Origin of the sequence: Sphingobacterium sp. UBA6317 (genome assembly GCF_002440385.1) — a bacterium.
Classification (GTDB): Bacteria; Bacteroidota; Bacteroidia; order Sphingobacteriales; family Sphingobacteriaceae; genus Sphingobacterium; species Sphingobacterium multivorum.
On record NZ_DJTD01000014.1, the window covers coordinates 46222 to 70360 of the forward strand.

Annotated in this window: 23 protein-coding genes; 4 read left to right on the plus strand and 19 right to left on the minus strand. The window is 40.6% G+C overall.

Features of this window, described 5'->3' with window-relative positions; all coding sequences use genetic code 11:
- Positions 1 to 11: 11 nt before the first annotated feature.
- From B3E92_RS03825 to B3E92_RS03850, 6 genes are all read right to left on the minus strand, one after another.
- Complete coding sequence (locus B3E92_RS03825; RefSeq protein ID WP_286895447.1) at positions 12 to 1358, minus strand: Gfo/Idh/MocA family protein; 1347 nt, start codon at positions 1356 to 1358, stop codon at positions 12 to 14.
- Between the two features lie 228 nt (positions 1359 to 1586).
- A complete protein-coding gene (locus tag B3E92_RS03830; protein WP_070560823.1) occupies positions 1587 to 2174 on the minus strand; it encodes a hypothetical protein in 588 nt (195 codons plus the stop codon).
- Positions 2175 to 3190: 1016 nt separating this feature from the next.
- Positions 3191 to 3637: a VOC family protein gene (locus B3E92_RS03835; RefSeq protein ID WP_286895449.1), complete on the minus strand. Its 447-nt coding sequence runs from the start codon at positions 3635 to 3637 to the stop codon at positions 3191 to 3193.
- A 78-nt stretch (positions 3638 to 3715) separates the two neighbouring features.
- A complete protein-coding gene (locus tag B3E92_RS03840; RefSeq protein ID WP_286895451.1) occupies positions 3716 to 5914 on the minus strand; it encodes a TonB-dependent receptor in 2199 nt (732 codons plus the stop codon).
- 51 nt (positions 5915 to 5965) lie between these two features.
- Complete coding sequence (locus B3E92_RS03845) at positions 5966 to 6676, minus strand: hypothetical protein (RefSeq protein WP_286895453.1); 711 nt, start codon at positions 6674 to 6676, stop codon at positions 5966 to 5968.
- Positions 6677 to 7596: 920 nt separating this feature from the next.
- A complete protein-coding gene (locus B3E92_RS03850; protein WP_349681661.1) occupies positions 7597 to 7824 on the minus strand; it encodes a DoxX family protein in 228 nt (75 codons plus the stop codon).
- A 235-nt stretch (positions 7825 to 8059) separates the two neighbouring features.
- Between B3E92_RS03850 and B3E92_RS03855 the strand changes: the two genes are divergently transcribed.
- A complete protein-coding gene (locus B3E92_RS03855) occupies positions 8060 to 8425 on the plus strand; it encodes a winged helix-turn-helix transcriptional regulator (protein ID WP_112374699.1) in 366 nt (121 codons plus the stop codon).
- Here B3E92_RS03855 and B3E92_RS03860 read toward each other — a convergent pair.
- The 4 genes from B3E92_RS03860 to B3E92_RS03875 form a co-directional block, all read right to left on the minus strand.
- Positions 8414 to 9511, minus strand: coding sequence for a DUF2891 domain-containing protein (locus B3E92_RS03860; protein ID WP_286895455.1), 1098 nt, complete (start codon positions 9509 to 9511; stop codon positions 8414 to 8416). The genes B3E92_RS03855 and B3E92_RS03860 overlap by 12 nt on opposite strands.
- 32 nt (positions 9512 to 9543) lie before the next feature.
- Positions 9544 to 10233: an SIR2 family NAD-dependent protein deacylase gene (locus tag B3E92_RS03865; RefSeq protein WP_046676258.1), complete on the minus strand. Its 690-nt coding sequence runs from the start codon at positions 10231 to 10233 to the stop codon at positions 9544 to 9546.
- Between the two features lie 82 nt (positions 10234 to 10315).
- Positions 10316 to 10771 (minus strand): hypothetical protein, encoded by a 456-nt coding sequence (locus tag B3E92_RS03870; protein ID WP_286895458.1) that lies wholly within the window; start codon positions 10769 to 10771, stop codon positions 10316 to 10318.
- A 174-nt stretch (positions 10772 to 10945) separates the two neighbouring features.
- Positions 10946 to 12784 (minus strand): alpha-L-fucosidase, encoded by a 1839-nt coding sequence (locus B3E92_RS03875; protein WP_286895460.1) that lies wholly within the window; start codon positions 12782 to 12784, stop codon positions 10946 to 10948.
- Positions 12785 to 13211: 427 nt separating this feature from the next.
- Here B3E92_RS03875 and rnhA point away from each other — a divergent pair, with 427 nt between their 5' ends.
- Positions 13212 to 13706: a ribonuclease HI gene (gene rnhA / locus B3E92_RS03880; RefSeq protein ID WP_112374834.1), complete on the plus strand. Its 495-nt coding sequence runs from the start codon at positions 13212 to 13214 to the stop codon at positions 13704 to 13706.
- Positions 13707 to 13751: 45 nt separating this feature from the next.
- Here the strand turns inward: rnhA and trxB are convergent, their stop codons facing one another.
- The 7 genes from trxB to B3E92_RS03915 all read right to left on the minus strand — a co-directional run bounded on the left by trxB (position 13752) and on the right by B3E92_RS03915 (position 20701).
- On the minus strand, positions 13752 to 14708 hold the full coding sequence (gene trxB, locus B3E92_RS03885) for a thioredoxin-disulfide reductase (protein WP_204991166.1): 957 nt from the start codon (positions 14706 to 14708) through the stop codon (positions 13752 to 13754).
- A gap of 28 nt (positions 14709 to 14736) precedes the next feature.
- Entirely contained in the window at positions 14737 to 15693 is a 957-nt protein-coding gene (locus tag B3E92_RS03890; RefSeq protein ID WP_204991167.1) for a 3'-5' exonuclease, read from the minus strand.
- Positions 15694 to 15764: 71 nt separating this feature from the next.
- Positions 15765 to 17087 carry a M16 family metallopeptidase gene (locus B3E92_RS03895; RefSeq protein WP_115048531.1) on the minus strand — a complete coding sequence of 441 codons (1323 nt, stop codon included), beginning with the start codon at positions 17085 to 17087 and terminating at the stop codon, positions 15765 to 15767.
- Entirely contained in the window at positions 17077 to 18336 is a 1260-nt protein-coding gene (locus tag B3E92_RS03900; protein WP_286895463.1) for a M16 family metallopeptidase, read from the minus strand. Before B3E92_RS03900 ends, B3E92_RS03895 begins: the two co-directional genes overlap by 11 nt.
- 20 nt (positions 18337 to 18356) lie before the next feature.
- Positions 18357 to 19253, minus strand: coding sequence for an oxygen-dependent coproporphyrinogen oxidase (hemF, locus tag B3E92_RS03905; protein WP_070560847.1), 897 nt, complete (start codon positions 19251 to 19253; stop codon positions 18357 to 18359).
- Positions 19254 to 19272: 19 nt separating this feature from the next.
- Complete coding sequence (locus B3E92_RS03910) at positions 19273 to 20277, minus strand: NAD(P)H-dependent glycerol-3-phosphate dehydrogenase (protein WP_046676250.1); 1005 nt, start codon at positions 20275 to 20277, stop codon at positions 19273 to 19275.
- Between the two features lie 88 nt (positions 20278 to 20365).
- Positions 20366 to 20701: a Rieske (2Fe-2S) protein gene (locus B3E92_RS03915; protein WP_286895465.1), complete on the minus strand. Its 336-nt coding sequence runs from the start codon at positions 20699 to 20701 to the stop codon at positions 20366 to 20368.
- Positions 20702 to 20769: 68 nt separating this feature from the next.
- On the opposite strand from B3E92_RS03915, the gene ychF reads away from it, so the two are divergent.
- On the plus strand, positions 20770 to 21870 hold the full coding sequence (ychF, locus tag B3E92_RS03920; protein ID WP_286895466.1) for a redox-regulated ATPase YchF: 1101 nt from the start codon (positions 20770 to 20772) through the stop codon (positions 21868 to 21870).
- A gap of 76 nt (positions 21871 to 21946) precedes the next feature.
- On the opposite strand, the gene B3E92_RS03925 is transcribed toward ychF, so the two are convergent.
- Positions 21947 to 22243, minus strand: coding sequence for a YgaP family membrane protein (locus tag B3E92_RS03925; protein WP_046676248.1), 297 nt, complete (start codon positions 22241 to 22243; stop codon positions 21947 to 21949).
- A gap of 135 nt (positions 22244 to 22378) precedes the next feature.
- Here B3E92_RS03925 and B3E92_RS03930 point away from each other — a divergent pair, with 135 nt between their 5' ends.
- Positions 22379 to 23224 (plus strand): ATP cone domain-containing protein, encoded by an 846-nt coding sequence (locus B3E92_RS03930; protein WP_112374691.1) that lies wholly within the window; start codon positions 22379 to 22381, stop codon positions 23222 to 23224.
- 73 nt (positions 23225 to 23297) lie between these two features.
- Here B3E92_RS03930 and ispE read toward each other — a convergent pair whose 3' ends face one another.
- Positions 23298 to 24113: a 4-(cytidine 5'-diphospho)-2-C-methyl-D-erythritol kinase gene (gene ispE, locus B3E92_RS03935; protein ID WP_204991168.1), complete on the minus strand. Its 816-nt coding sequence runs from the start codon at positions 24111 to 24113 to the stop codon at positions 23298 to 23300.
- Positions 24114 to 24139 lie beyond the last annotated feature (26 nt).

The window sequence follows — 24139 nt, forward strand, 5'->3', positions numbered from 1 at the left end:
TGATATTGTTATTACGGATGTTGCCATGGACTGCGATACCCTCTCTGCAATAATTGAGTTGCTTCAGGGTCATTAACACATATTTTTTGCGTAGGATCATAAACCAGGGGCCGATTCAACTGCATCGACAAATTGGCTAATATGCAACTTGCGGTGGAGATATAGCCTTCTTCAATATCGGCTACAGGTAGGTGATTATTTTCAATTGCTGATAAAAGATCAAGCATATGTCGTCGCGTTGCCGGAGCTGTATGCAGTTCTATTCGATGCTCTTCCAGATCTTTAGGAAACGTCTCTTTTTCTAAGATAACATCCTTTCGGATAGTCTCACCTTCTCCGATGGGAATGAACTCATATTTCATCACACTTCCCTTTAAAGTACCTTTGTCACCGTATATAACAAATGCCCAAGGATATTCAGGGTCTGTTGCTGCTCCCCATGTCCTATGTTGCCAGACACAGTTAAGATCTTCGTATTCAAATAGAGCGGTCTGCGTATCTGCAATCGTCGATTTGCCTTCTTTTTGGACATAAATACCGCCTTTGGCACTCACGCTTTTGGGCCATTTAAGTTGCAAAAGCCAACGTACCGTATCAAACATATGCATCCCCATATCGCCGGTTATCCCATTTCCATAAGCCATAAAGGTTCGCCACCAGCTGCCATGCGGTAAACCATCGTAAGCTCGTAAAGGTGCCGGTCCTGTCCATAACTCATAATCTAAGAACTCTGGAACTTGTTGTGTAGGCGGGTTACCATTTTTCCGCATATGATAGTAGCAGCACATCTCCACATGCGAAACCTTACCAAGCAGGCCGCTATCGACCACCCGCTTCTTAGCGTCGATGAGATGCGCCGTACTGCGCCGTTGGGTCCCTACCTGCACTTTCCGGTTATATTTTCTAGCCGCGCGCCATATGGCATCGCCCTCAAGTACATCCACACTGATGGGTTTCTGCAAATAAAGGTGAGCCCCCGAACGCATCGCGTCTATAGCCTGTCTTGCATGCCAGTGATCCGGTGTGCCAATAAGGATAAGATCGAATTTATGGTTAGCGAGCATCTCCCTATAATCTCTATAAAGCTTTGGAACCTTTTTTGAAACCTGGCGCTCAGCAGTTAATCGCCCCGCCTCCTGCAAATGGTTGTCGTCAACATCACATATGGCGATAACATCAACATCCCGAACCTGCATTAAACGGAACAAATCACTCTTCCCATACCAACCCGCACCGATCAATCCGACCCGAAAATTTTTAATCGCATCTTTAAACGACAGACCTTTAACTTGCAAAGCGGATAAAGTTAAGACTGCTCCCGCTCCTTGAATAAATTTTCTCCGATTTAGATTGAACATAGACACAATTTGCTGGTTTATTACCTAATATAAGAAAAATAAGCAATAAACAATAAAATATTGCATCAACAAGCGCAGCTATAGAGCGGATAATCTGGGAAATTACGGAAAGAAAGGCTCGGAAGATATAGATATTTAACGACTATTAGCAGTCGGGGAATGGATTAAATCGGTTTGATGGACTGAGTCCCGGCTTTGATTAAAGGTTCCGGGACTGTGCCAATTTTCTTATAGACTAAAACTATTCAAAAAACTCTCTAATTCTTCAATTGCTACATTATTTGCTGAAGAGACAGTTGCAAATCGATTTGATTCGAGATATTGAATGCTAGTCAAACCATCGTTTTCAAACATGCTCCAGTCAAAAGACGCCAGCCAACCTTTGTAAGGCTTAACCTGCATTTTGGTTCCTAGGTCTTCAATTGATTTTAGGTCGATATAGTTCATCAAATTTAACTTTACCTGATCCGAACCTGGACCGGCTCCGTCGGTAACCATCAAATAAATATTTTGCTCTCCCTTCACATAGTTTGCCGTTGCGTAAGATCCTGACTCCGCATCCTCGAAAGCCGTCACCTCTGTGAGCTTAAATCCGTTGATTTCCGGTTTGAACTTTGCCTTAAAATCAGCCGAACTGATAGGCTTCATCTTTCTCAGCGCTGTTGCTAATTGTTCAACCTTCAATGAGTCTGAATTTACCTGCACATATTCAATGTGTTGAACAGCTAATTGCTCTCCGGCAAATACAGCCTTTGAATTGGCCATGCTCGCTAGGGCCGCACATACCATACTAATTCCTAAATAAGGATACTTCATATCATTATTTCTCTAATCTTTCTCCCCTATAAACAAAAAGCACACCACTCTTTCAGATAACCTTCACTATTTCTTTAAAAATAGTGTAAATTCACGTTTACCAAACAGTTAGAAAATGAAAAGAGAAACCATATACCTAAAAGTAATATTATTTTACGTGGCTTCGCTGGTGTTGTTTGCTTTCGCTGCCGCTGTGACCAAACAGACAGCGTTGTGTTGCAAAGGGTAGCGAACATCAGTCTGAAAACATCGCGTTTATTGCCTATACGATTGTAATGCTTTTGGGTATTCTCATCGTCTATAGACTATCAAAAAAAACATCGTTTCAAACGAACAATAGGAACCAGATCCATTAATTCCACAATCGATGCACAAGACATCGGCAAAAGCCTTTTCAAACATATCATTTCCTTATTCATATCGACGCCTTGTAGACACGAAGCTACAACAACCAGACTTACTGCAAGTTCTAAAAATAAAGGCACGGCTTTTGTAAACTACTAAATAAAAAAAAGTATTATGAGAAGAACGCCTTACACCACATCTGTTATTATATTACTCGTCTTATGTGTGATTATACTAATGAACACATGTTCAAAAATTGCCTAATTTATATCCAGTTTGGGCAAAATTGCAAAACCAGTGATAACGACGAGTTCATCGCTGAAAACAGCATCTAAAAAATAGATTCTTAGGCCCTCCTCATGGCTTTCATCAAGTAGCTAAATTTCGCTTTATTGATCAGGAAAGAACGCGATCCAGACAGATTGTACAAAATTTCGTTTTTCCCGGACGTATAATTACAAAAAAGCCCTAGAGCGAGGAACTCTAGGGTCTTAGCCATATATTAACCTATTTTATGAAAAGTATTTGTATCAATAACGTCTTAGTTTCCTATTTATTTTGTAAAACATAGAAATTTCTTAAATTTTCTTTTTTCGTACAAAGATTCAATTCCTATCACTTGCCTTGTAATTATTCCTATAGCTGTCTTTTACCAGTTCATATCAATTACCTTACAGCGGTTGTGCTAAACCAATCAATAATCCCTCTACTCCCCTTAGATAACAGAGACGATACGCATTTTCATATTGTACCGCCTCCCCGACCATCACAGCTCCATGATTGTCAATGAGTCGCCGCAGCACATCATCGATATCTTCAACGGTAAACATTGCCCGCAAATACCCCAAGGCATTGACCGGAGCGTTTCTATGATCTGCAATTATCGCTGGATCAATAAATCTTGAAAGCTCCAATCGGCTATGCCCATCTGGTGTCACCATCATGGCGATCTCCACATGCTGAGCACCGAGACCTGTTATTAGACCTGCCCATTCCCCTTTAATCTGTGCCCTTCCCTCCAAATGTAAACCAAGTTCTGAAAAAAACGAAATCGCGTTGTCCAACGACTCCACCACGATACCCATATTATCCATTCGAAGTAACTTACTCTTTTCCATAATACATCATTTATAAGGACTTATAATTCCTATTAAAGATACAAAGGAAAATTTTAAGGCGACCACTTTACCCAGTCTTTAGAATTTATAGGACAGGCCAGCTTTTACCATAAAAGGTGTTCCAGGGGTGAAATGCAATTCAGAAACGGGCTGTTGTTCATTTCTTAATCGAGTCTCGGTCTCAAACTGTGCTTCATTCCATTTGGTGTCAAATAAGCTTTGGGCCTGCAACAAAAAATTCCATTTTCCCACGCCATAGTTAAGCAGAAGATCGTTGACCAAATAACCTTTAGCACGTACCGAATTATCTTCTTTCGCTGGTTTTGTATTCATATAACGATAGCGCAAATTGGCCGAAATGCCGAGCGGTAGCTTCACAGATACTCCCCCTGTACTTGTTAAAGAAGGTACCAGCGGGATATAGTTTTCGCCTTTTGGTTGGTCAATTGCCCGCGCGTACGCATAATTGATGTCGCCATCAAAATATAACCATGGAGTAGCTTGATAGCGTAGACTCAAATCAGCCCCCAGACGTTTCGTTTTGCCTGAAGGCTCTACAACAGCTTCATCCCCGACGTACACAAATTCTTGCTGCAGGTATAACCCCCATAAAGCAGGCTGAATAAAAAGGTTATCAGTTGGCTTCCAGATCAAGCCAAGATCTGCACCAAAGGAAATGGGCATAATATCTTTTCCCTGTTGTTCCATCACCACCCTGATATCGTTGGAATGAAATCCCATACCCGTTTTCAAATAGATTTGGGCGCTATGATTGAACGTATATCCAAAGTTCAGCTTTGGGCTGATTCTTGTTGCAGAAGCCTCTTGCCCTGCAGGATCACTTTTCAGCTTATCATGCAAGTTGAAAATCAAGTGATCGACACGTAATGCAGGATTAATCGTCCATTTTCCAATACGCCAATCCAGATTGCTATAGGCATGAAGATTCATTTCTACACCCGAAATATGCGAAAGCCGATCCAATAATTCGTCGCGCTGATAGACATGGTTCAGTTGAAGATCTTTGATATCATCCACTCGGAGCCCAACCCCCGATGTCCAAGAAAGCCGACTATGATCAAAATGAAATTGGCGATTGTATTTGTTTTCGATACCGTACAAGTATCGATTATCAACCTGCTCTATTTCATCGCCATGAATGGGGTCTTTCAGAAAGAAAGTAAAATCCGAAAACAACTGAAAGTTATAGCGTGAGAAGTAAACATTGCTTTCCCAGCTTTCCTGATCACTGATCAGCGCACGGTATTGCATCGCCAAATTCATGCGGGATGTATTCCCGCCTTCTGTAGAATCAATCGAACCCCAACGGCTAATCAGTCCCTGACGAACAGCCCGCTCCGGAATCTGACCCGATGCATTCCAACCCCAACTGAATATGGACCCCTGGAGATTGATATAATGTTTCTCATCGATCCACTGATTATATTTCGCAAATAGATTGACACGACTAAAATTTTGCTTGATGTCAAAAGGACCATTCGAATAATTGAACTCTCCTGCGGCATAGGCATATTTATTCTGCTCATGGTTATTCAGCAGATTAAGCATGGCCACGGTACGCCAGGAATCAAAAGAACCGCCTTCAACCTTAAAAAGATTATGATCCAAATGATCCAAGGTCGTAAAATTAACATAACCCGATGTGTTCAAATCGCCTTTGTCTGCATAATAAGCACCCTTGCCAAAATCAATGTCTTTTACCGTTTCTGGAATAATAAAATGGAGATCTGCGTATCCTTGACCGTGCGCATGAGAGACCATATTAACGGGAATGCCATCTGCAGTAATGGCAATATCTGTACCGTGATCATTATCAAATCCACGCAAAAATATTTGCTCAGCCTTTCCACCACCGGCATGCTGTGCTATAAAGAGCCCAGGAACTTTTCGTAACAGATCTTGCGCCGAATTAACGGGAATCTTACTTAAATCAACTTTGCTCAATGTTTTACTGCTATTGAATGCATCCACCTGAATTTGACTCAACTGCACTTCATTTTTTTGCATCTCGATTTCAATCGGAGACTTCGCTTCTTTTAGGATGTATACCTGATCGAGATAGCCAATCCGGCTCAACAATAAAGTATCCGGAAATGTTCCCGGCTGTACGGAAAAAGTACCATTCGATGCTGTATGACTATGTTTTATTCCACGTTGGTAACGTATATTGACTTCTTCTAATCTCTGTTTACTATCCTTATCTTTCACAGTTCCCTGAATTACATGTTGCTGGGCATAACTGTGTGTAGTAGACATTAGGCTTATAAAAAGGGTGATTTGATGTTTGTTCATATCCTATTTAAAAAATTACCATCCCAGAAATAACATCCCCGCACCGCAAATTGAGAGGACAGCGCCACTAATAGCGTGTACATAGCGATCAAGTTTTTCGGTGTTGAGCAAATTATAACCATAAATTCCCAACAAGACCATCCCAACCATGGTTGCCACTGTTGTGATTGTAAAGGTGCTAATCAGTGTAATCACCTCTGGCATTGAGCGGTGAGCACCTGAAAAAAATAAAAGTGGAATCAATGGTTCCGATGGTCCCATGACGAAAATTGCAAATAATACCAAAGGCGTTACCTTCGTTTTTTGATGATGGTGATGATGCCCTGATGTGCTTTTCTCATGCGTGTGTTCATGCACATACACCTCATCACCCATCACATCAAAATGCTTATGAGAATGCTTCTTTGACATTTTCCAGATCCCGTAAATCAAATATCCAAGTCCAAAAATAAATAGTGCCCAACTCGAAACATTGCCGCGCACGTCCTGCAACCAGCTGATCTTATTGAGCTGCCATCCAAGATAAACGCCAATAATCCCCAGTATGACCGAACTGAAAACATGCCCAAGCCCACATATAATGGTCCATAATATGGTTTTCCCCAACGACCATTTTTTCGATTTGGACAATACAATAAATGGCAGATAATGATCTGGGCCCGATGCAGTATGAAAAAAACTGATCGTAATAGCTGTAATAGCTAATGCGTAAAGTGTTGTGTTCATATAAATGATTTAATAGCAAAGCAGCTGATTAAGCCGCTTTCTTCAAGCAATGATTTATTAAATCGGTTTTATAGCCGTCTGTCGACCCAACCGATGATATTCACGAAAAGGAAAAGGGATTTAACCGAAAATTTTAAAGGAATGGTATAGGATACACCTGTCTGGCAGCCTGTTCGATAGATATTTATTTTGGAGTTCATAAAAACTATGCCACGACTTCTTATCCGCAAATAGCAAGAAAATTGGTAGAATCAGTCCCAAGGTACAGAGCCGAACGGCATATGCTAAATGTTGATCATAACGCCATTCGAACGAGCATTCTTCGATCGATCCGACATAAAAATCGAAATGGGATTGTGAAGAAGTTATTGCCGTTTTTGAGGTGTTTTTATAGGTAGTATGTGAAAAGACATCCTTGTTTATTTTACCTGTAAAAAACAGACAGAAAAAAACAATGGGCAAAACCATTAAAAGTTGTCTTAAATACCTATACATAGCATGTAACATCCCTATGGGATTGATAGATCAAATGTATTATAAGTTTGAGCGCATAGAGTAGCACAAATCTTGAATTTTATAGTCTTTTTCTAACCTGCTAAAAAATGTATATCTAAAAAAAACAGCGCAAAAACTTCACTTATACCAATAAAAACGCAATAAAACGGTAGAAAAACAAAATATCCCAGCATAAATCAACAGAGTTAAATTAGCACAAATCACGATTTACAACCGATCAAGTCGTTCCTATATTTTCGGCTATCGACCGGCTTGCCATATCGCTTATAATTGTAGTCTATCACATTATTTTCCCTCTTGCATCTCCAGCACCACTTGCTTCCGGATAAACATAGGATCATTAGAAAATTAAGCCATAAAATAATCCTAATTTTCTAATGATCACGCTAAAGCTGACGCAGGATTTAAAGTATAATTTTAAAGGTTTTGTCTGTGGCCAACAGCACAATACTAAGTACACACATCAGCAAGGAGTTGTAGAAATGATGATACTCTTGATGCGCCATATGTGCCGTAAACGCCGCAACCGCAAATGGAAACAACAGCAGCACTGCAGCATTCTTAAATTGCGGGTTATACAAACCTATTAAGAGCAATACTCCCCCCATTAGTTCCCCTATTCCGATAATGATCGTTCAAGTCTTATTAAAACCCAGGGACTGCATGCTTTGCATCATGGCGCTCTTTTGAAAAACTTTGAATAATGATGCATATCCAAATACATAAAGGTAGTACGCATAGCTCAACCAATGAGCGACTGATTTAATCGTTTCCATGTTATACTTTTTGTTTTCCTACAAATTTCTTTATTAATTTGCAGGAATAACAGTACATACAAGATTGTATGATACCAACAAAAAAGTTTGTATGAACCCGCGAAAAGAGAATTCAACCAATCACATTAATGAGCTATACTGGAAAGACCGTTGTGGTATTGCATTTACCTTGGCCACCATAGGTGGCAGATGGAAAATCAACATCCTTTCCTATTTGCTAAATGAAGGTAAACTCCGCTATAGTGAGTTGCGGAAAAGACTTGTGGGAATATCTGAACGTATGCTGATTGCTAAACTAAAGGAGTTGGAGCATGACAAGCTGATTAATAGAATTGTATACCAGCAAGTTCCCCCAAAGGTAGAATATGAATTAACCGAGCTCGGCCGTTCGCTCGAGGAAATATTAAACCTAATGGATAAATGGGGAGAAGATAATCTCCCCGAATCAATGCTTTGATAGTGCATAGAGTGCAAAAGTACCTAACCAATGTGACCCCATGTAATCATCCTTGGTTGTAATATTGGGCAAAGAATACTTTAAATGTTTATTCGCCAACCTATGCAAATAACTTAATTCAGGCAGCGCTTTGGCGATACCGTTTAAACAGTTGGCGCGACTAAAATTAAGTCCATCCAGATGGACCAAATGTCCGTCGGTTCGATCTTTCACAATACCCGGTTCTAAATTGAAATCGGGATTAAACAGATCTGGCATAAAATCCTTTAACCATTTACGGTAATCCTCCTGTTGCAGCACCATACTCATACAAAGGGCTTCTTCAAGACAAGGAGAAAGAAAATCGCTTCCACTTGGCTCAAAAGAAATGTTGCAGCTCTTATCCTGACTGTATAAACGAGAAGCATTCGTCATTAATGATTTTTCAAACGTCACATTTCCCGTGCTTCTTGCATAGTCCAGGGACAGCGAAAGGCCAAAGGCCGAATTATCATGATAGCCTGTCCTGATCGGATAGACCAATTTGGGCAAATATTCCTGATACGATTTTACCACATGTTTCACCAACGGTTCAAGATTCGATGCCCAGCGTTTTGCATCGGCATTTTCCCAAGTTAATAATTCCTTCTGCAGCTGCAACAACCAAGCCCAGCCATACGTACGCTCAAAGTTCTTATTGTTCTTATCTTGAAAGAAATCTAATTCAACAGCCACATTTTCTGCTGTAATATTTCGGTTCAATTGGCGTCGAATTTCACCTGAGCTATCCAAATTCGGAAATTCCTTCAAAATATGCACAATTGACCAATACCCGTGTACAGAAGAATGCCAGTCAAAACAACCGTAAAAAATTGGATGCAATGTACGCGGTGCTTTTAGATCACCATCACTACCGAGTACCTGTCCCAGCTTATTGGGATATTCCACTTCGATGCAATGCAGTGGCAAACTGAGCAGATGCTTGGCCTGAACGCTATCCAAGGTTAAAGGTTGATCATTTGAACTCGTATTTACTTTGATCGCTGAATTATTTTGACATGCAACAAAAGCAACGGACATGCAAAGAAGCCATATTATTTTCTTCATAAACCCTTATTTTATAAACGACTATATAACATTTAATTAAGTAATTGTTCTACCAGTTCAGGAACAGCTATGGTCGCCGATTCTTCAAAACACTGTATATTACGTAAAGCGTTGTCATGAGGAATCTTTTTGTCAATTAAAAACGATTTACAGTGACTAGGCGCAAATTCTTTAAGTCCCGCAGCGGGATAAACCTGTAGGGAGGTTCCCACAATAATCAAAATATCGGCCTTCGAAACCAGGCTTATCGCTTCCTCAATGGCCGGCACAGCCTCTCCAAACCAGACTATATTTGGCCTCAGCTGACTACCCTTCTCACAAAGATCGCCCATTTTGATCTCATCACCAACAATGGGATACACCAAACGGTCATCGACAGATGACTTCGACTGATCCAGGCGTCCGTGCAAATGAACGATATGGGATGAACCTGCCTGTTCATGCAGTAGATCAACATTCTGCGTCACAATACTCACCCGGTATGCTGATTCCAATTTTACCAGCGCATAATGAGCCGCATTTGCCTGTGCGACCAAAGCGGCTTTCCGTCTCAGATTATAAAACTCCTGCACCAAGGCTGGATTTTTATGCCAACCTTCAATGGAAGCAACTTCCATGACGTCATGTCCTTCCCACAATCCATTGGCATCCCTAAAGGTAGGTATACCGCTTTCAGCCGAAATACCGGCCCCCGTCAATACAACGATATTTTTCTTTTCCATCTTAAATCTATTTGTTGCACCATTGTATAGTTAAGATTGACTTTTGATATGACCTTCATCATGTCTGTAGGCCTGATCTAGATCATTCATTTATCAACAAAGATGCATAATTATCCGGCAGCTCGAGTCGGATCGAATCTTTACTCAAGGCTGCCTTACGGTTCATATCATCAAAAGAACGTTGGTAATACACAAAAGCGCTATTTGGTATATGCAGTTCACTGGCTTTCTGCGCGTTGAACACATAGCGATTATTTTTTAATTTGACATGCTGATAAATCCGATAAGTAACAACTTGAATCTGTACCTTATCAAATTTCGGAATGACCTTTAAATCCGCCGGTTCATGAAAGTATTTATCATTGAAATACATAAATTCATTTGACTCTGCTAATGTTGCTAGAGCTAACCTTCCATTGACCACTTCATTCACTAACGAATCTGCCCGCAATCGCTCGGATTTACTTCCGTCACCGGAAGAACAACAAACACAAAGAAGAGCAAAAATTGGGATCAAAACAGCTTTGATTGGATTCATAGGCCTAAGTTATAATAAAAAATGCTTTTGCGCCACAATTCAGGAGAAAATGCACCGAATACCGAAAGAAAATGGATCAGAATTAATAAATCAGCATAGTTTATATCCCGCAAAAAAGCCCAGGATATTTTGTTATCCCAGGCTTCTCTTCAACGCTAAGTGCTATCCGACCTCTTAAAGGTTATTTTCGATAGCGCCCACTTTCTCGCGATATAGCTTTATTGGTGCATCCAACAAAACAGCAATAACTGTCATATTCTTATCCAAGCGCTCTGCTGGTGCCTGAATGTAGATAATACCCGGGATGCTACTCCAATAGAGCTTATTGAAAAGCTCATGATTTATCATGGAGCCCTCACCGACCACGCGGATCCTGGCGACTCCATTTTTAACACCTTTTAGTGCAATAGGACCCGTAGGTTTTCCCTCGACAAACAGATACAATGTCTGGCGATCTTTAGAGAGCGCGCTTAGTCCTTCATAATGTCCTTCAGGTAAGCCTTTTCCAGTCTCATAAAGTGCTTCGGCATGATCCTTAATCCACTTTAATACCGTTGGATTAGTCGCATTACTACTTGGCAATTTGGTCTCTAAGCCATCCACGGTCAATCCGGAATTATCAAAGATATTTTTTCCGGCATGCAGTGTTGAAGCGATCTGACCTAAAGCACGACCTGTCAACTTATTATCCAGTACAGATTTCAACGTAACTTCAGTATCTTGCGGTGCAGTCCAACGAAGCGCCTCCGCAAAGTTCAGTGCAATCACAGTGACGTCCTGATCAAAGTTTACTTTCGTTAAATCGACTTGAACGGTTCCATTTTCCGACTTAACGTTCACTTTCGCGGATGCGTCGCCGACAACTGAGACTCCTTTAATGGCCGTATGATTAACCAAACCTCTGAGCTGCAATTCGGGTTTCTGTTCATACACGTAAAGATAAAGTGTCTTTCCGTCCTTTGATAAAGCAGATTTCCCGCCGTAGTTCACAAATGGAATACCGGCTCTTGTACCGTAGATCGCAGCTGCATGCTTATGTGTCCATCGCCCCAGCTGTTTCAAAATATTTAATTGTTCCTCAGGGATCGTTCCATCTGCCTTTGGACCGATATCCAACAATAGGTTTCCACCCATGGAAATACAATCTACCAACGTTCGAATGATCATATTCGGTGATTTGTACTTTTTATCGAAGGGTTGATAGCCCCAAGAATCATTCATGGTATAACAGAGTTCCCAAAATTTAGCATCAGGACGGGTTACTGGAATCCCTTGCTCAGGTGTATCGTAATCTCCATGATGATTCAATCGCGAGTTTATAATAATATTCGGATTATATTTTCGCAAAAGATTCAAGGTCTCTTTAGCTTTCCACTCCTCGGCACTATGCTCCCAATCCCCGTCAAACCAAAGTAATTCGGGCTTATACTGTTCGGATAGCTCAGTCAATTGCTTCTGGTAATATTTTACATAATTATCCCAACGAGAAGGCTCACTTTTCAATTCATAACGTTTTCGATTGCGCGTAAAAACATCGTAATAAGGATGGCTCCAATCGGGCAAAGAATAATACAGTCCAGTATGCAAGCCTTCTTCTTGTATGGCTTTCACAAATGGTGTGATTACATCCTGTTTGGCAGCTGCGTCTTGTAATGTCGTGATCGCTTTATCAGCCTTCGTATTCCACATCGAGATCCCGTCATGGTGTTTGGTCGTAATCACCGTGTATTTCGCACCAGCTTCTTTGATCAATTTGGCCCATTCCTTCGGTCTATAATCCTTTGCTGTAAAACCATTCAGTTGCTTGATATAATTGTCATGATTGATGTAATTATTGAAGAATGACCAAGATTCTGATATTCCATCGACAGAATAAATCCCCCAGTGAATAAAAATACCCAGTTTGGCATCTTCAAACCAATCCATTTTTTGCGGTGATACATTGTTCTGCGCTGAAACGTTTAAGCACGCGGACGCCAATAGAACAAAAAGAGAAATCTTTCGAAACTTCATAAGCTATTTTATCGATTACATAACAGTTTAAGCGGGCAAAATACACATAAATCAGCACAATCCAACTATGTAAGGGATAAATTACGTTGGAGAGCAATTGAAATCTATCATCATACTTCGCTTAGCTTAAGCTTAAAACACAAAGGGAATATTCCTATTATTTAAACGGATCTCATAGGGACTTTATAGGGACCTCATTCGGACCTCATTCGGATAAAGCCGTGTAAAGTCCCTTTTAAAAACCTATAAAGTCAGTCTTAAATACCTATGAATTTTGATGCTTGTAGCACTATGCCCTATCGTTGGATTGATTGAACATGTCGCAGTGTTAAAATTCTTCTACTTCGAGCATCAAAATATGGGCTAGTCTTGATCATTTTCACCTGTTTGTATGTGCTTACAAAAACTTCATGTATATTTGGCCGGTATGATCGAATTATATACAGATGGGGCTTCAAGTGGAAATCCGGGCCCTGGAGGTTATGGAACCATCTTAAGAACTATTTATACAGGCGATAATGAAGCCTTTAAAGGTAAACTGATCGAAAAAGAGTTTTCGGGCGGTTACCGCAAAACGACTAACAACAGGATGGAATTGATGGCTGTGATCGTCGGCCTCGAGGCACTGAAAAATCTACAGCAACATGTTACCGTGTATTCTGACTCCAAATACGTCATTGACGCCATTGATAAGAAATGGGTATATGGTTGGATACAAAAAGGTTTTGCGGGAAAAAAGAACAAAGATCTTTGGTTGCGCTTAATGAACGCCTATAAGCTCCATACCGTACGCCTTGTATGGGTAAAAGGCCATGCTGGGCATCCGTTAAATGAGCGCTGTGATCGTTTAGCTGTCGCAGCATCCAAAGATAAGGCAAATTGGAAAATCGATAGTGTTTTTGAAATGGAAGAAGGTAAATAAAAACGGGGCATTGTACAATGCCCCGTTTTTATTATTTCCATGCGATTATTCGCCGCTTTCCTTAGCTGCTAAGTATCTTTCAGCTTCCAAAGCTGCCATACAACCTGTACCTGCAGCAGTGATTGCCTGACGGAAGATGTTATCCTGAACATCACCACAAGCAAAAACACCCGGGATATTTGTTGCAGTACTATCTGGTTTTGTAATTAAATAACCTGTTTCATCCATATCCAATACACCTGTGAAAAGCTCGGTATTAGGCTTATGCCCAATAGCAACGAAGAAACCTGTTACTTCGATATCTTTTTCAGACTGGTCTTTATTGTTTACAACACGTATTCCGGTCACCACCTGACCATCTCCTAGGACTTCTTTTGCCTCAGAATTGTAGTGAACTTCGATATTTGGTGTATTCATAACGCGATGTACCATTGCTTTAGAAGCACGAAACTCGTCACGGCGAACCAACATATGTACTTTTGAGCATAATTTTGCAAGATATGTTGCTTCTTCTGCCGCTGTATCCCCAGCACCTACAATAGCAACCTCTTGGTTTTTAAAGAAGAACCCATCACATACAGCACATGCTGAAACACCAAAACCATTGTATTTTTGTTCAGATTCCAAGCCTAACCATTTTGCTGTGGCTCCTGTCGCAATAATCACTGTATCTGCGGTAACTTGTACTGTTCCATCGATCTCAACACGGTGTACCTCACCTGTAAAATCCACTTTAGTCACATATCCAAAACGCACTGAAGTTCCGAAGCGTTCAGCTTGCTCGCGCAAATCTTCCATCATCACTGGTCCAGTGATGCCTTTTGGATAACCAGGGAAATTGTCCACCTCAGTTGTTTGAGTCAACTGTCCCCCTGGCACAATACCGGTATAAACGACTGGTTTCATATCCGCACGGGCTGCGTAAATCGCGGCAGTATAACCTGCTGGTCCCGAACCAATAATCAAACACTGTACATGTTCCACTTCTTGTTTGAATTCCATAATCCTTTTTCTAAGCTATTAATTAACGTTATTTTTTAAATTTATCTTGCAATCCTTTCAGCATATCCAAAGAAATGTTCTGCGGCGCTTCTTCTTTTTGTTGATTGAATTCCTTTTTCGCAAGTTTTTTATCTTCTACAGAATGGGTGGCTGCAGCTGCTTTTGCCTTTTGCTCACTCTTTTCCTTTTTATACCGATTCCAGATATTCTCCAAGACCTTCTTGGTATACAATGGAAAATCACCATTCTGCATCCATGCGTAGTAACTGGGCTCTTGCTCAAATACTTCTATAACAGGTCTTCCTTTATGTTTACCAAAATTAATCGTTTCCAATCCCTCGGCATTATAGACGAGACGTCCGGCAAAATCTACAGGCTTACTTAGGTTGGTAAACGTATGCAACGCCTCAACATCGTTTACCACAGGATAAGATACTGTCCCATGTTTATCTTCGAATGCTGCACCCTCATATTTTGTCAGCTGCGCTTTCAAGACCTCATATGTGGCACGAACATCCGCTTCCGCTGTATGCGCATTTTCAAGATTTTCGTTGCAATAAAACTTGTATGCAGCTTTCAGCGTACGTTGTTCCATCTGATGGAAGATATTTTGAACATCCACAAATGCTCTACCCTCCAATGAAAAATCAACACCTGCCCGTAAAAACTCTTCCATAAGCATTGGGACATCGAATTTATTGGAATTATAGCCCGCGAGATCTCCATCGGCAATAAAAGCCGCAAGTTCCACTGCGATTGCTTTAAAATTAGGAGCATCCTTCACATCTTCATCATAAATGCCGTGAAAAAAAGAGGATTCCGCAGGGATAGGCACTTCTGGATTGATCTTCTTTGTATAGACTGTTTCTTCACCACTGGGCATCACTTTCAGAAATGATACTTCCACAATACGATCGGTCGCTACATTAACACCTGTAGTTTCCAAATCGAAAAATACCAATGGTCTTTTTAATTTTAATTCCATGCTGGATAATACACTTTTTTATCAAAAACCAAAAATACAAAGTAGTATTCGATTTTTGTAGTCTAAGAAATTTAATTTACAACCGCTTGATGAACTGGTTCTACTTGACTAATTTTCCCAACAACAACCTTCACCATGGCATCGTAGTCCAAGTATTTATTGGCAAGATGCTGCACCTTCTCGGGCGACATATTTCTGATCTGTTCCATATAATAGGAATAATAGTTCAATGTCATCCCATTTAACAAAACACTTTTGAACTTGTCGGCATGCGAAAAGATACTTTCCAACGAACCCAACATAGAACCTTCCATATAGGTCTTCACAAGATTGACCTCATCCTCGGAGGCCAAAGTTGTTTTCAACAAATTGATCTCCTTTTCTATTTCAGTCAACGTGGCCTGTGTTACATCTACCCCAACTTCAGTTACAATGGTCATAAAACCAGTATGTTTCAAGGTAGCAACAGCCGAACCAATGCTATAGGTATACCCTTTTTCTTCTCGGATATTGCGCATTAGGCGGGAACCGAAAAAACCACCTAATAATGTGTTGACAAATTGTAATGCCGGATAATCGGGATGTTCCCTTCCAATTGTCTGACAGCCTAACCGAATGGCAGACTGCAAGGCATTATCTTTTTCCTCATAAGCCAGGTTATTTGAACCTTGCACCAAAACTGGGACTTCCGAAGGAGATACAGCAGCTGCTCCTTGCCAATCGACACCGAAGATTTGCTCCAACTCCTGCAAAAGCTCTTCAGAAACATTACCTGAAACAATTAATGTACAATTGGTAGGAACAATTTCCCTACGGTACAATTCGATCAGCTGCGCACGCGTAATTGCATCGTAGTCTGTTAGTTTTGGTGTACGCCCATAACGATTGTTCTCACCAAAGATCAAATTGTAAAATTTGCGTCTCGCCAGATAATCATTTTTCTGAATAGAAACTTGAAACTTTTGCTTGTTATTACGCAAATAGGTATCTAACTCCTGTTGCGGAATCGATGCTTCCGTCAGAATATCTTTTACAAGCGGCAAGAGTACTTGACTATGTCTATTCAATGTATAAAGCGACAAAGAAGTTACGTCAAAAGAATATTCAGGAACAAGAAATGCTCCGTAGAAATCCACTTTATCTGCAATCTCTGCACTCGACATGGTCTTTGTCCCCTCCTTAAGCAATGCACTTAAAGTACTATTTAACAACGGATTTTCAGCCGCACCGTCAAGATAGGTATTCTCAAAGATCCATTCTATCCGTACCAGCTCCTGCTCGGGCGACTGGAATACATAGACAGGCAATCCGTTTGCAAACTGCTTCTTGATTGGTTCTTTCAAACTTATATTTCCAATTTCACGGAACTCGGGTGCTTTTGTTCTATCCAACATGTACAGCCTCCTCTTGTTTTGATTTATACATTAATATAGAAGCATTCTCCGGTCTAAAAATAACCTGAGCTTGCTGTTGAACTTCCTCAGCACTCACCTTCAAATATTTTGAAACCTCTGTGTTAATGCCGTCTGCATCCCCCAGCAACTCATGGAAAGCCAAGTTCATGGCTTTATCCAAAATTGATAGTTCTGCAAAAACATTTGTCGATTCGATCTTATTCTTCACTTTTTCCAATTCAGCTACAGGCACCAACTCGGATTTTATGACCTCCAATTCTGCCCACACCGCACGTTCACCTTCCTCTAGCGAGATGCCTTCCGATGGTTTTCCTTCAATAACAAAGAGGTTATTGTCGATACTTCCCATCACATAAGCATTTATTTCACTAAATAACTGCCCCTCTTTTACCAATCGACGATACAAACGTGAAGAAGAGCCCCTCGATAAAATGTCCGACAGAAGATCCATTGCAAAATACCCCTCTTCCAATCGAGCAGGGCCATGAAATGCCATATAAAGCGCATCCAAAGGCACCTCTGCCCAAGTCGTTTCACGCCTAATCTTATCTTGCGCGGGTTCTTTAGGCAATTGGCGATTGTATTTTTCGCCTGCCTCAATATCGCCAAACCATTTTTCGGTCAAAGCTTTTACTTCCTCAAAATGCACATCCCCAGAAACGACCATAATTGCGCTCTGCGGATTATAATGCAACTTGAAAAAAGCTTTAACATCTTCCATTGTAGCCTCTTCAATATGGCTCAGTTCTTTTCCGATGGTTGCCCAACGATACGGATGTACCTGATAGGCTAATGGACGTAATTTTAGCCAAGCGTCACCATAAGGCTGATTCAAATAACGCTGTTTGAATTCTTCACTCACGACATTCCGCTGCACTTCGAGGCTTTGTTCGGAAAAAGCCAAACTTAACATCCGGTCCGACTCCAACCACAATGCCGTTTCTAGATTTGAAGAGGGTAAAGTGATGTAATAATTTGTAATATCGTTGCTGGTGAATGCATTATTCTCGCCACCCACTTTTTGTAATTCGGTATCGAAATTAGGAATATTGATACTTCCACCAAACATCAGGTGTTCAAATAAGTGCGCAAATCCCGTCTGTTCCGGCGATTCATCCCTTGCTCCCACATCGTACAAGATATTGACGCAGGCCATGGCTGTATTATGATCCTCGTGTACCAATACACGTAGGCCGTTTTCCAACGTAAATTTTTGATAAGAAACCATCTATTTTTTCTTCGATGTTTTTAAATCCAGTTAATACCTTTTCGCAATAAAGATAAGGTTTTGGCTTCTTCGGAGCCTTCTTCAGGACGATAGTCATATACCCAATTGGCTTGGGCTGGTAGACTCATCAATATGGACTCAATCCGACCATTCGTTTCAAGTCCAAATTTAGTCCCCGAATCCCATACGAGGTTAAATTCGACATAGCGTCCGCGACGGATCAATTGCCAATTTTTCTGTTGATCTGTAAAGGTTTTATGTCGATTTTTCTCCACCAATGCAGTGTAGGTTGGTGCAAACGTGCGTCCAAGGTCACAGGAAAAAGCAAAAATATCTTCCATGCTCACCCCCGTTTTTTCAGTATTCAACTTATCGTAAAATACACCTCCTATGCCACGTGTTTCCTGGCGATGTCTGATATAAAAATAATCATCCGCCCAATTTTTAAACTTTTCATAGTAGGTAGAATCATGTCTATCACAGACATCTTTCAGCTGCTGATGAAAATAACGCGCATCCTCTTCATCGATATAATGCGGAGTTAAATCAATACCGCCGCCAAACCAACGAATCTGATCGTTCAGTTCAAAATAGCGGATATTCATGTGTATAATAGGTACGAAGGGATTGTTTGGATGGATTACAATGGAAACCCCTGTCGCAAAAAAATCATCTTCTTCCACCGCAAATGACTTTTTGATCGCTTCAGGTAATTTGCCATACACAGACGAAAAGTTAACGCCTCCTTTTTCAAAAATTTGACCATTTTGAATGATCCTGGTGCGACCGCCACCGCCGCCTTCACGCTCCCACAATTCTTCTTCAAAGCGTGCCGATCCGTCTAATTTCTCCAGCGCCTGACATATTTCGTCCTGAATTTCTTTATAAGCTAAAGCAATCGCTTCTTTTGTTATCATCTACTCTATTGCTACTTTATTATGTTAATTTTTCGCTCAATGCTTGAATAATTTTAGATGCAGGGAGGTGTTCATACAAAATTTGATGCACGGCATCGCATATTGGCAATTCCACCGCATATTTTTTCGCATACTCTTGAATACATGCCGATGCGTAATACCCTTCAGCCACCATATTCATTTCCAACTGCGCAGATTGTACACTGTAGCCCTTTCCGATCATATTACCAAAGGTTCTATTTCGGCTAAATTGGGAATAGGCTGTTACCAAAAGATCCCCTAAATAAGCCGAAGTATTCACATCCCTTGACGTATCACCATCTACTTTACCTACAAAACGACGCATTTCGCGAATTGCATTGGAGACCAGCACAGCCTGAAAATTATCACCGTAACCTAAGCCGTGGCAGATACCTCCAGCTAACGCATAGATGTTTTTCAATACTGCACCAAATTCTATTCCGAGTACATCTTCCGAAAGAATCGTCTTGATAACCCTTGACGACAGAAAGGAAGCAACCAATGCTGCACTATCCAGGTTCTTACAGCCGAAAGTTAAATACGACAATTTGCCTAAGGCAACTTCCTCCGCATGGCAGGGACCACCAACCACACAGATCTGTTCAATATCGACCTCATAGCGTTGCTCCAAAAACTCACCGATAATCAAATTATCTTTGGGAATAATCCCCTTGATGGCTGAAACAACAATTTTATTTCTAAAATCTTCCTTCGTCACATTGGCCAGTGCATCCTTCAAATAGGCCGCAGGCGTATTTAAAATGACAATATCTGAATTAGTAATTACATTTTTAGCATCGGTATCAATCGTCGTAATACTAAGATCAACCGAAACACTGCTCAGGTAAGTCGGGTTATGTTTGAATTTTTGAATATATCCTGCATCCTCTTCCTTTCTTACCCACCAAAAAATATGCTTGTCTTGGTCATTTTCACATAGCATCTTGATCATAGCAGTAGCCCAACTTCCGCTACCAATTATACCAATCTTTTTCCCCTGCATGTCTTTAATTTGTTTTCGACAGCAAATATACTTATTTACTAACGAGATATACGATTCACGCGGTGAGATATGATACTTTCGTTACTTTTTAAGCAAATAAACGCTCCCAGAAGCCTAATTCCAAGCCAACATAATAATCGTTGTTTTCGAATTTTATGGGGTAAACGCGAATAAAATCATGCTGTTCGGGATTACCTCTTCCCGACACCAGATCGAATTCATGGCGATGAAAAGGACAGATTACTTTGCCACGTTCACACCAGCCATTTTTCAATGGTGCCCCAGCATGTGGACATTTAGGCGAGAAAGCATAGAGTTGGTCTTCGTACCAGGTAATACAAATAATTTTTCCACCGAATTTATATTCGCTGATGCCCTGATTTTTAAGAAAATCGGCATGTTCAATTTTGTACCAATGAACCATTCGACAAGATAGCTAAAAATTACAGTGAATTTTCTATCTTTGTGCAATTTCAAAAATTTGCACTATATATGGCTTTACAATGCGGTATCGTAGGTTTACCAAACGTCGGTAAATCAACATTATTTAACTGTTTGTCGAACGCGAAGGCGCAAGCGGCTAACTTTCCATTTTGTACAATTGAACCAAATGTTGGGGTAATTACCGTACCGGATGCCCGTCTCAATAAATTAGCTGAATTAGTCAACCCGCAACGAATTGTTCCAAACACCATCGAGATTGTCGACATCGCCGGTCTTGTGAAAGGAGCTTCAAAAGGTGAAGGCTTAGGCAATCAATTCTTAGGAAATATTCGTACAACAAATGCTATTATTCACGTTTTAAGATGTTTTGACGATGGGAACGTGATCCACGTAGATGGTTCGGTAGACCCAATCAGAGATAAAGAAATCATTGACACCGAATTGCAGCTTAAAGATTTGGACACTGTAGTAAAACGTATCCAGAAGGTAGAAAAAATGGCTAAAACAGGCGGCGATAAAGATGCAAAAAGAACGTTTGACATCCTATCAATCGTCAAAGATCATGTTGAAGCTGGAAAATCCGCCCGTACAGCAGCGATTGAAGCTGAAGATTTTGAGTTTATCCAGGATTTAGCCTTGTTAACGGCTAAACCTGTACTTTATGTATGTAATGTAGATGAAGGTTCTGTTAACACAGGCAACGCCTACGTAGAGCGTGTTAAGGAAGCCGTGAAGGATGAAAAAGCCGAGGTATTGATTATCTCAGCACAGATCGAATCTGAAATTGCCCAACTGGAAAGCTACGAAGAACGAAAGATGTTTTTAGACGACTTGGGTCTTGAAGAATCTGGCGTACATAAGCTTATCCGCGCTGCATATTCGCTTTTAAATTTAGCGACTTATTTTACCGCTGGTGTACAGGAAGTTCGCGCTTGGACGATTGAGAACGGATTTACAGCCCCTCAGGCTGCAGGTGTAATCCACACAGATTTCGAAAAAGGGTTTATCCGCGCTGAAGTAATCAAGTATGACGATTTTGTCACGCTTGGCTCCGAAAATGCGGTAAAAGAAGCTGGAAAATTATCAGTGGAAGGAAAAACATATATTGTCCAAGATGGCGATATCATGCACTTCCGTTTTAATGTATAATCATTCCCACCTGTTCAAACTGATAAATACAAAAAAGAGGCCAGTACATTTCATGTACTGGCCTCTTTTTTTTGTGTTATTTAACAAAATAGCGGTGTTCAATCACCTCTACTTTTTTGATATCCTTATCTTCCAGCACTTTCTTAACATCACAATGACCAGTTACGCCGCGATAGATCAGCGCTCCACCAAGGGTCAATCCTGATAATCCAGTCAGTGGTGATTTAAAAAGTTTTTTAACACCCAAGCCCAATATGAATCCGCCGGCAATCACCGACAGAACACGCTCAGAGGTGCCAATATTTTCTTCGATACAATCGTCTTCGATCTTTGTTTTTATCTTATCAAATGCAAAGTTTAGTAGGTTACTCATAATTATCTCCATTTTATTTATCGTACATGTTATAAACAAATGGTGTCCTAAAAAAGTTTAGGAATAGAATAATAGTTTTTTATGTTGTTTCTCCGACGACATCTCTTATATTCGTATTTAACAAATTAGAGATACATGCAAATCAAAAAATATTCTGGTGAATTGGTACCCTTTAATGGTGAATCGCTACGTCATTCGCTTTCTCGTTCCGGTGCCAATGCTGACCAGGTCAATCAGGTCTACGATAAGGTACTCAACGAAATATATGATGGGATTTCAACAAGAGAACTCTATCAGCTGGCCTTTGATACGTTAAAAACTGTGCGAAATTCTTACGCCGCTCGCTACAGCCTTAAGAAAGCCCTGCGTGAACTTGGCCCCGAAGGTTTCTACTTCGAAAAATACATTGCCCACCTTCTGCGATCCATCGGATATGAAAGCACCACCGGACAGACCGTACAGGGACATGCCGTTTCCCATGAATTGGATGTTGTAGCCTATAAGGACGGTAAACTGATCACCGCCGAATGCAAATTTCGAAACGATATTGACGCAAAAATATCCGTAACGACGCCCATGTATTATCTTTCAAGATTCAAAGATATCAGCAATATCAATTATCAGTTTTTTGGAAAACAGCTGCAGTTTCAAGAAGGCTGGCTGATTACCAACGCATACTTCACCTCCGACTCGATTGATTTTGCCAAATACTATCATATCAACTTGCTTTCTTGGGATTATCCAAAAGAAAATAGCATCAAAAAGAAAGTAGACAAAGCTGTTTTCTATCCGGTCACTTGTCTCACAACTCTTTCCGACCTTGAGGAACAGCAACTGCTCAAAAATCAACTTATTTTGGTAAAAGATATCGTCAGTAATCCCGAAAAATTGGATCTCCTAAACTTAACAAAAGAACGGAAAGAAAAGGTCTTAAACGAGGCTCGCGAACTCATAAACTATCAGGTGGAAGAAGAGTATTAATTATAAAAAAAGGTGTTATGTAACCTGTTTGGACAGCTATACATAACACCTTTTTCAGTAGTCGATATTACTTCTAAAGCTTGGTCGGATAATAGATCTTGCCATATTTCGCAAGTTCGCTTAAATCTGTCTTTTCCCAAAATATACCATAAATGGCTGCTCCGGACCCTGACATAGAAGCGTAAATTGCTCCTTTTTGATATAAAGTTTCTTTGATTTCTTTCAACAAGGGGTAACTTTCGAAAATACCATCCTCAAAATCATTTCGAATATGAAACTTCCACTCTTGGATGGGCAAACGAATCGCTTCTTCCAAATTAACTTCGGGTGCCTTAGGTTGCACAGCAGCAAAAGCCTCAGCCGTAGAAATATGAATATTAGGCATAATTACCACAAGATGGTAGCCATCCAGATTTAGATTTAAGTCTTTAAAATCTGTCCCAATACCTGTTGCAAAAACAGGATTATTTGCGATAAAAAAAGGACAATCGGCACCTAGCTTTGCGGCGTATCCCGCCAGCTGCTCTTCAGTAAGATTCAATTGAAAGAGCGTATTGAGTCCTTTCAAAACAAAAGACGCGTCCGCAGAACCGCCGCCTAATCCTGCTCCAATCGGAATTTGTTTGACCAAATCAATGGAAACGGGTGGAATGCCATAATCTTTTTTCAACAATTCAAAAGCTCTTATACAAAGGTTATCATGGAGATTCCCTGGGATACGTTCCCCTTGAATGTTTAGTGTTGTCTCCGCAGCAGTCGTTTCCAATAATTCGATAATATCGTAAATCGGAAGTGGATAGAAAACGCTATTCAGTTCATGATAACCATCCGTACGCTTGGCAATGACTTGCAGCCCAATATTTAGTTTAGCGTTTGCAAAAAGTATCATGTGAATTGCTCTAAATCGTATATTTC

What these genes read in the sequence shown, in the direction of transcription:
- B3E92_RS03825 (WP_286895447.1), bottom strand. Translation starts at nt 1,358, where the DNA reads ATGTTCAATCTAAATCGGAGAAAATTTATTCAAGGAGCGGGAGCAGTC.
- B3E92_RS03830 (WP_070560823.1), bottom strand. Translation starts at nt 2,174, where the DNA reads ATGAAGTATCCTTATTTAGGAATTAGTATGGTATGTGCGGCCCTAGCG.
- B3E92_RS03835 (WP_286895449.1), bottom strand. Translation starts at nt 3,637, where the DNA reads ATGGAAAAGAGTAAGTTACTTCGAATGGATAATATGGGTATCGTGGTG.
- B3E92_RS03840 (WP_286895451.1), bottom strand. Translation starts at nt 5,914, where the DNA reads ATGTCTACTACACACAGTTATGCCCAGCAACATGTAATTCAGGGAACT.
- B3E92_RS03845 (WP_286895453.1), bottom strand. Translation starts at nt 6,676, where the DNA reads ATGAACACAACACTTTACGCATTAGCTATTACAGCTATTACGATCAGT.
- B3E92_RS03855 (WP_112374699.1), top strand. Translation starts at nt 8,060, where the DNA reads ATGAACCCGCGAAAAGAGAATTCAACCAATCACATTAATGAGCTATAC.
- B3E92_RS03860 (WP_286895455.1), bottom strand. Translation starts at nt 9,511, where the DNA reads ATGAAGAAAATAATATGGCTTCTTTGCATGTCCGTTGCTTTTGTTGCA.
- B3E92_RS03865 (WP_046676258.1), bottom strand. Translation starts at nt 10,233, where the DNA reads ATGGAAAAGAAAAATATCGTTGTATTGACGGGGGCCGGTATTTCGGCT.
- B3E92_RS03870 (WP_286895458.1), bottom strand. Translation starts at nt 10,771, where the DNA reads ATGAATCCAATCAAAGCTGTTTTGATCCCAATTTTTGCTCTTCTTTGT.
- B3E92_RS03875 (WP_286895460.1), bottom strand. Translation starts at nt 12,784, where the DNA reads ATGAAGTTTCGAAAGATTTCTCTTTTTGTTCTATTGGCGTCCGCGTGC.
- rnhA (WP_112374834.1), top strand. Translation starts at nt 13,212, where the DNA reads ATGATCGAATTATATACAGATGGGGCTTCAAGTGGAAATCCGGGCCCT.
- trxB (WP_204991166.1), bottom strand. Translation starts at nt 14,708, where the DNA reads ATGGAATTCAAACAAGAAGTGGAACATGTACAGTGTTTGATTATTGGT.
- B3E92_RS03890 (WP_204991167.1), bottom strand. Translation starts at nt 15,693, where the DNA reads ATGGAATTAAAATTAAAAAGACCATTGGTATTTTTCGATTTGGAAACT.
- B3E92_RS03895 (WP_115048531.1), bottom strand. Translation starts at nt 17,087, where the DNA reads ATGTTGGATAGAACAAAAGCACCCGAGTTCCGTGAAATTGGAAATATA.
- B3E92_RS03900 (WP_286895463.1), bottom strand. Translation starts at nt 18,336, where the DNA reads ATGGTTTCTTATCAAAAATTTACGTTGGAAAACGGCCTACGTGTATTG.
- hemF (WP_070560847.1), bottom strand. Translation starts at nt 19,253, where the DNA reads ATGATAACAAAAGAAGCGATTGCTTTAGCTTATAAAGAAATTCAGGAC.
- B3E92_RS03910 (WP_046676250.1), bottom strand. Translation starts at nt 20,277, where the DNA reads ATGCAGGGGAAAAAGATTGGTATAATTGGTAGCGGAAGTTGGGCTACT.
- B3E92_RS03915 (WP_286895465.1), bottom strand. Translation starts at nt 20,701, where the DNA reads ATGGTTCATTGGTACAAAATTGAACATGCCGATTTTCTTAAAAATCAG.
- ychF (WP_286895466.1), top strand. Translation starts at nt 20,770, where the DNA reads ATGGCTTTACAATGCGGTATCGTAGGTTTACCAAACGTCGGTAAATCA.
- B3E92_RS03925 (WP_046676248.1), bottom strand. Translation starts at nt 22,243, where the DNA reads ATGAGTAACCTACTAAACTTTGCATTTGATAAGATAAAAACAAAGATC.
- B3E92_RS03930 (WP_112374691.1), top strand. Translation starts at nt 22,379, where the DNA reads ATGCAAATCAAAAAATATTCTGGTGAATTGGTACCCTTTAATGGTGAA.
- ispE (WP_204991168.1), bottom strand. Translation starts at nt 24,113, where the DNA reads ATGATACTTTTTGCAAACGCTAAACTAAATATTGGGCTGCAAGTCATT.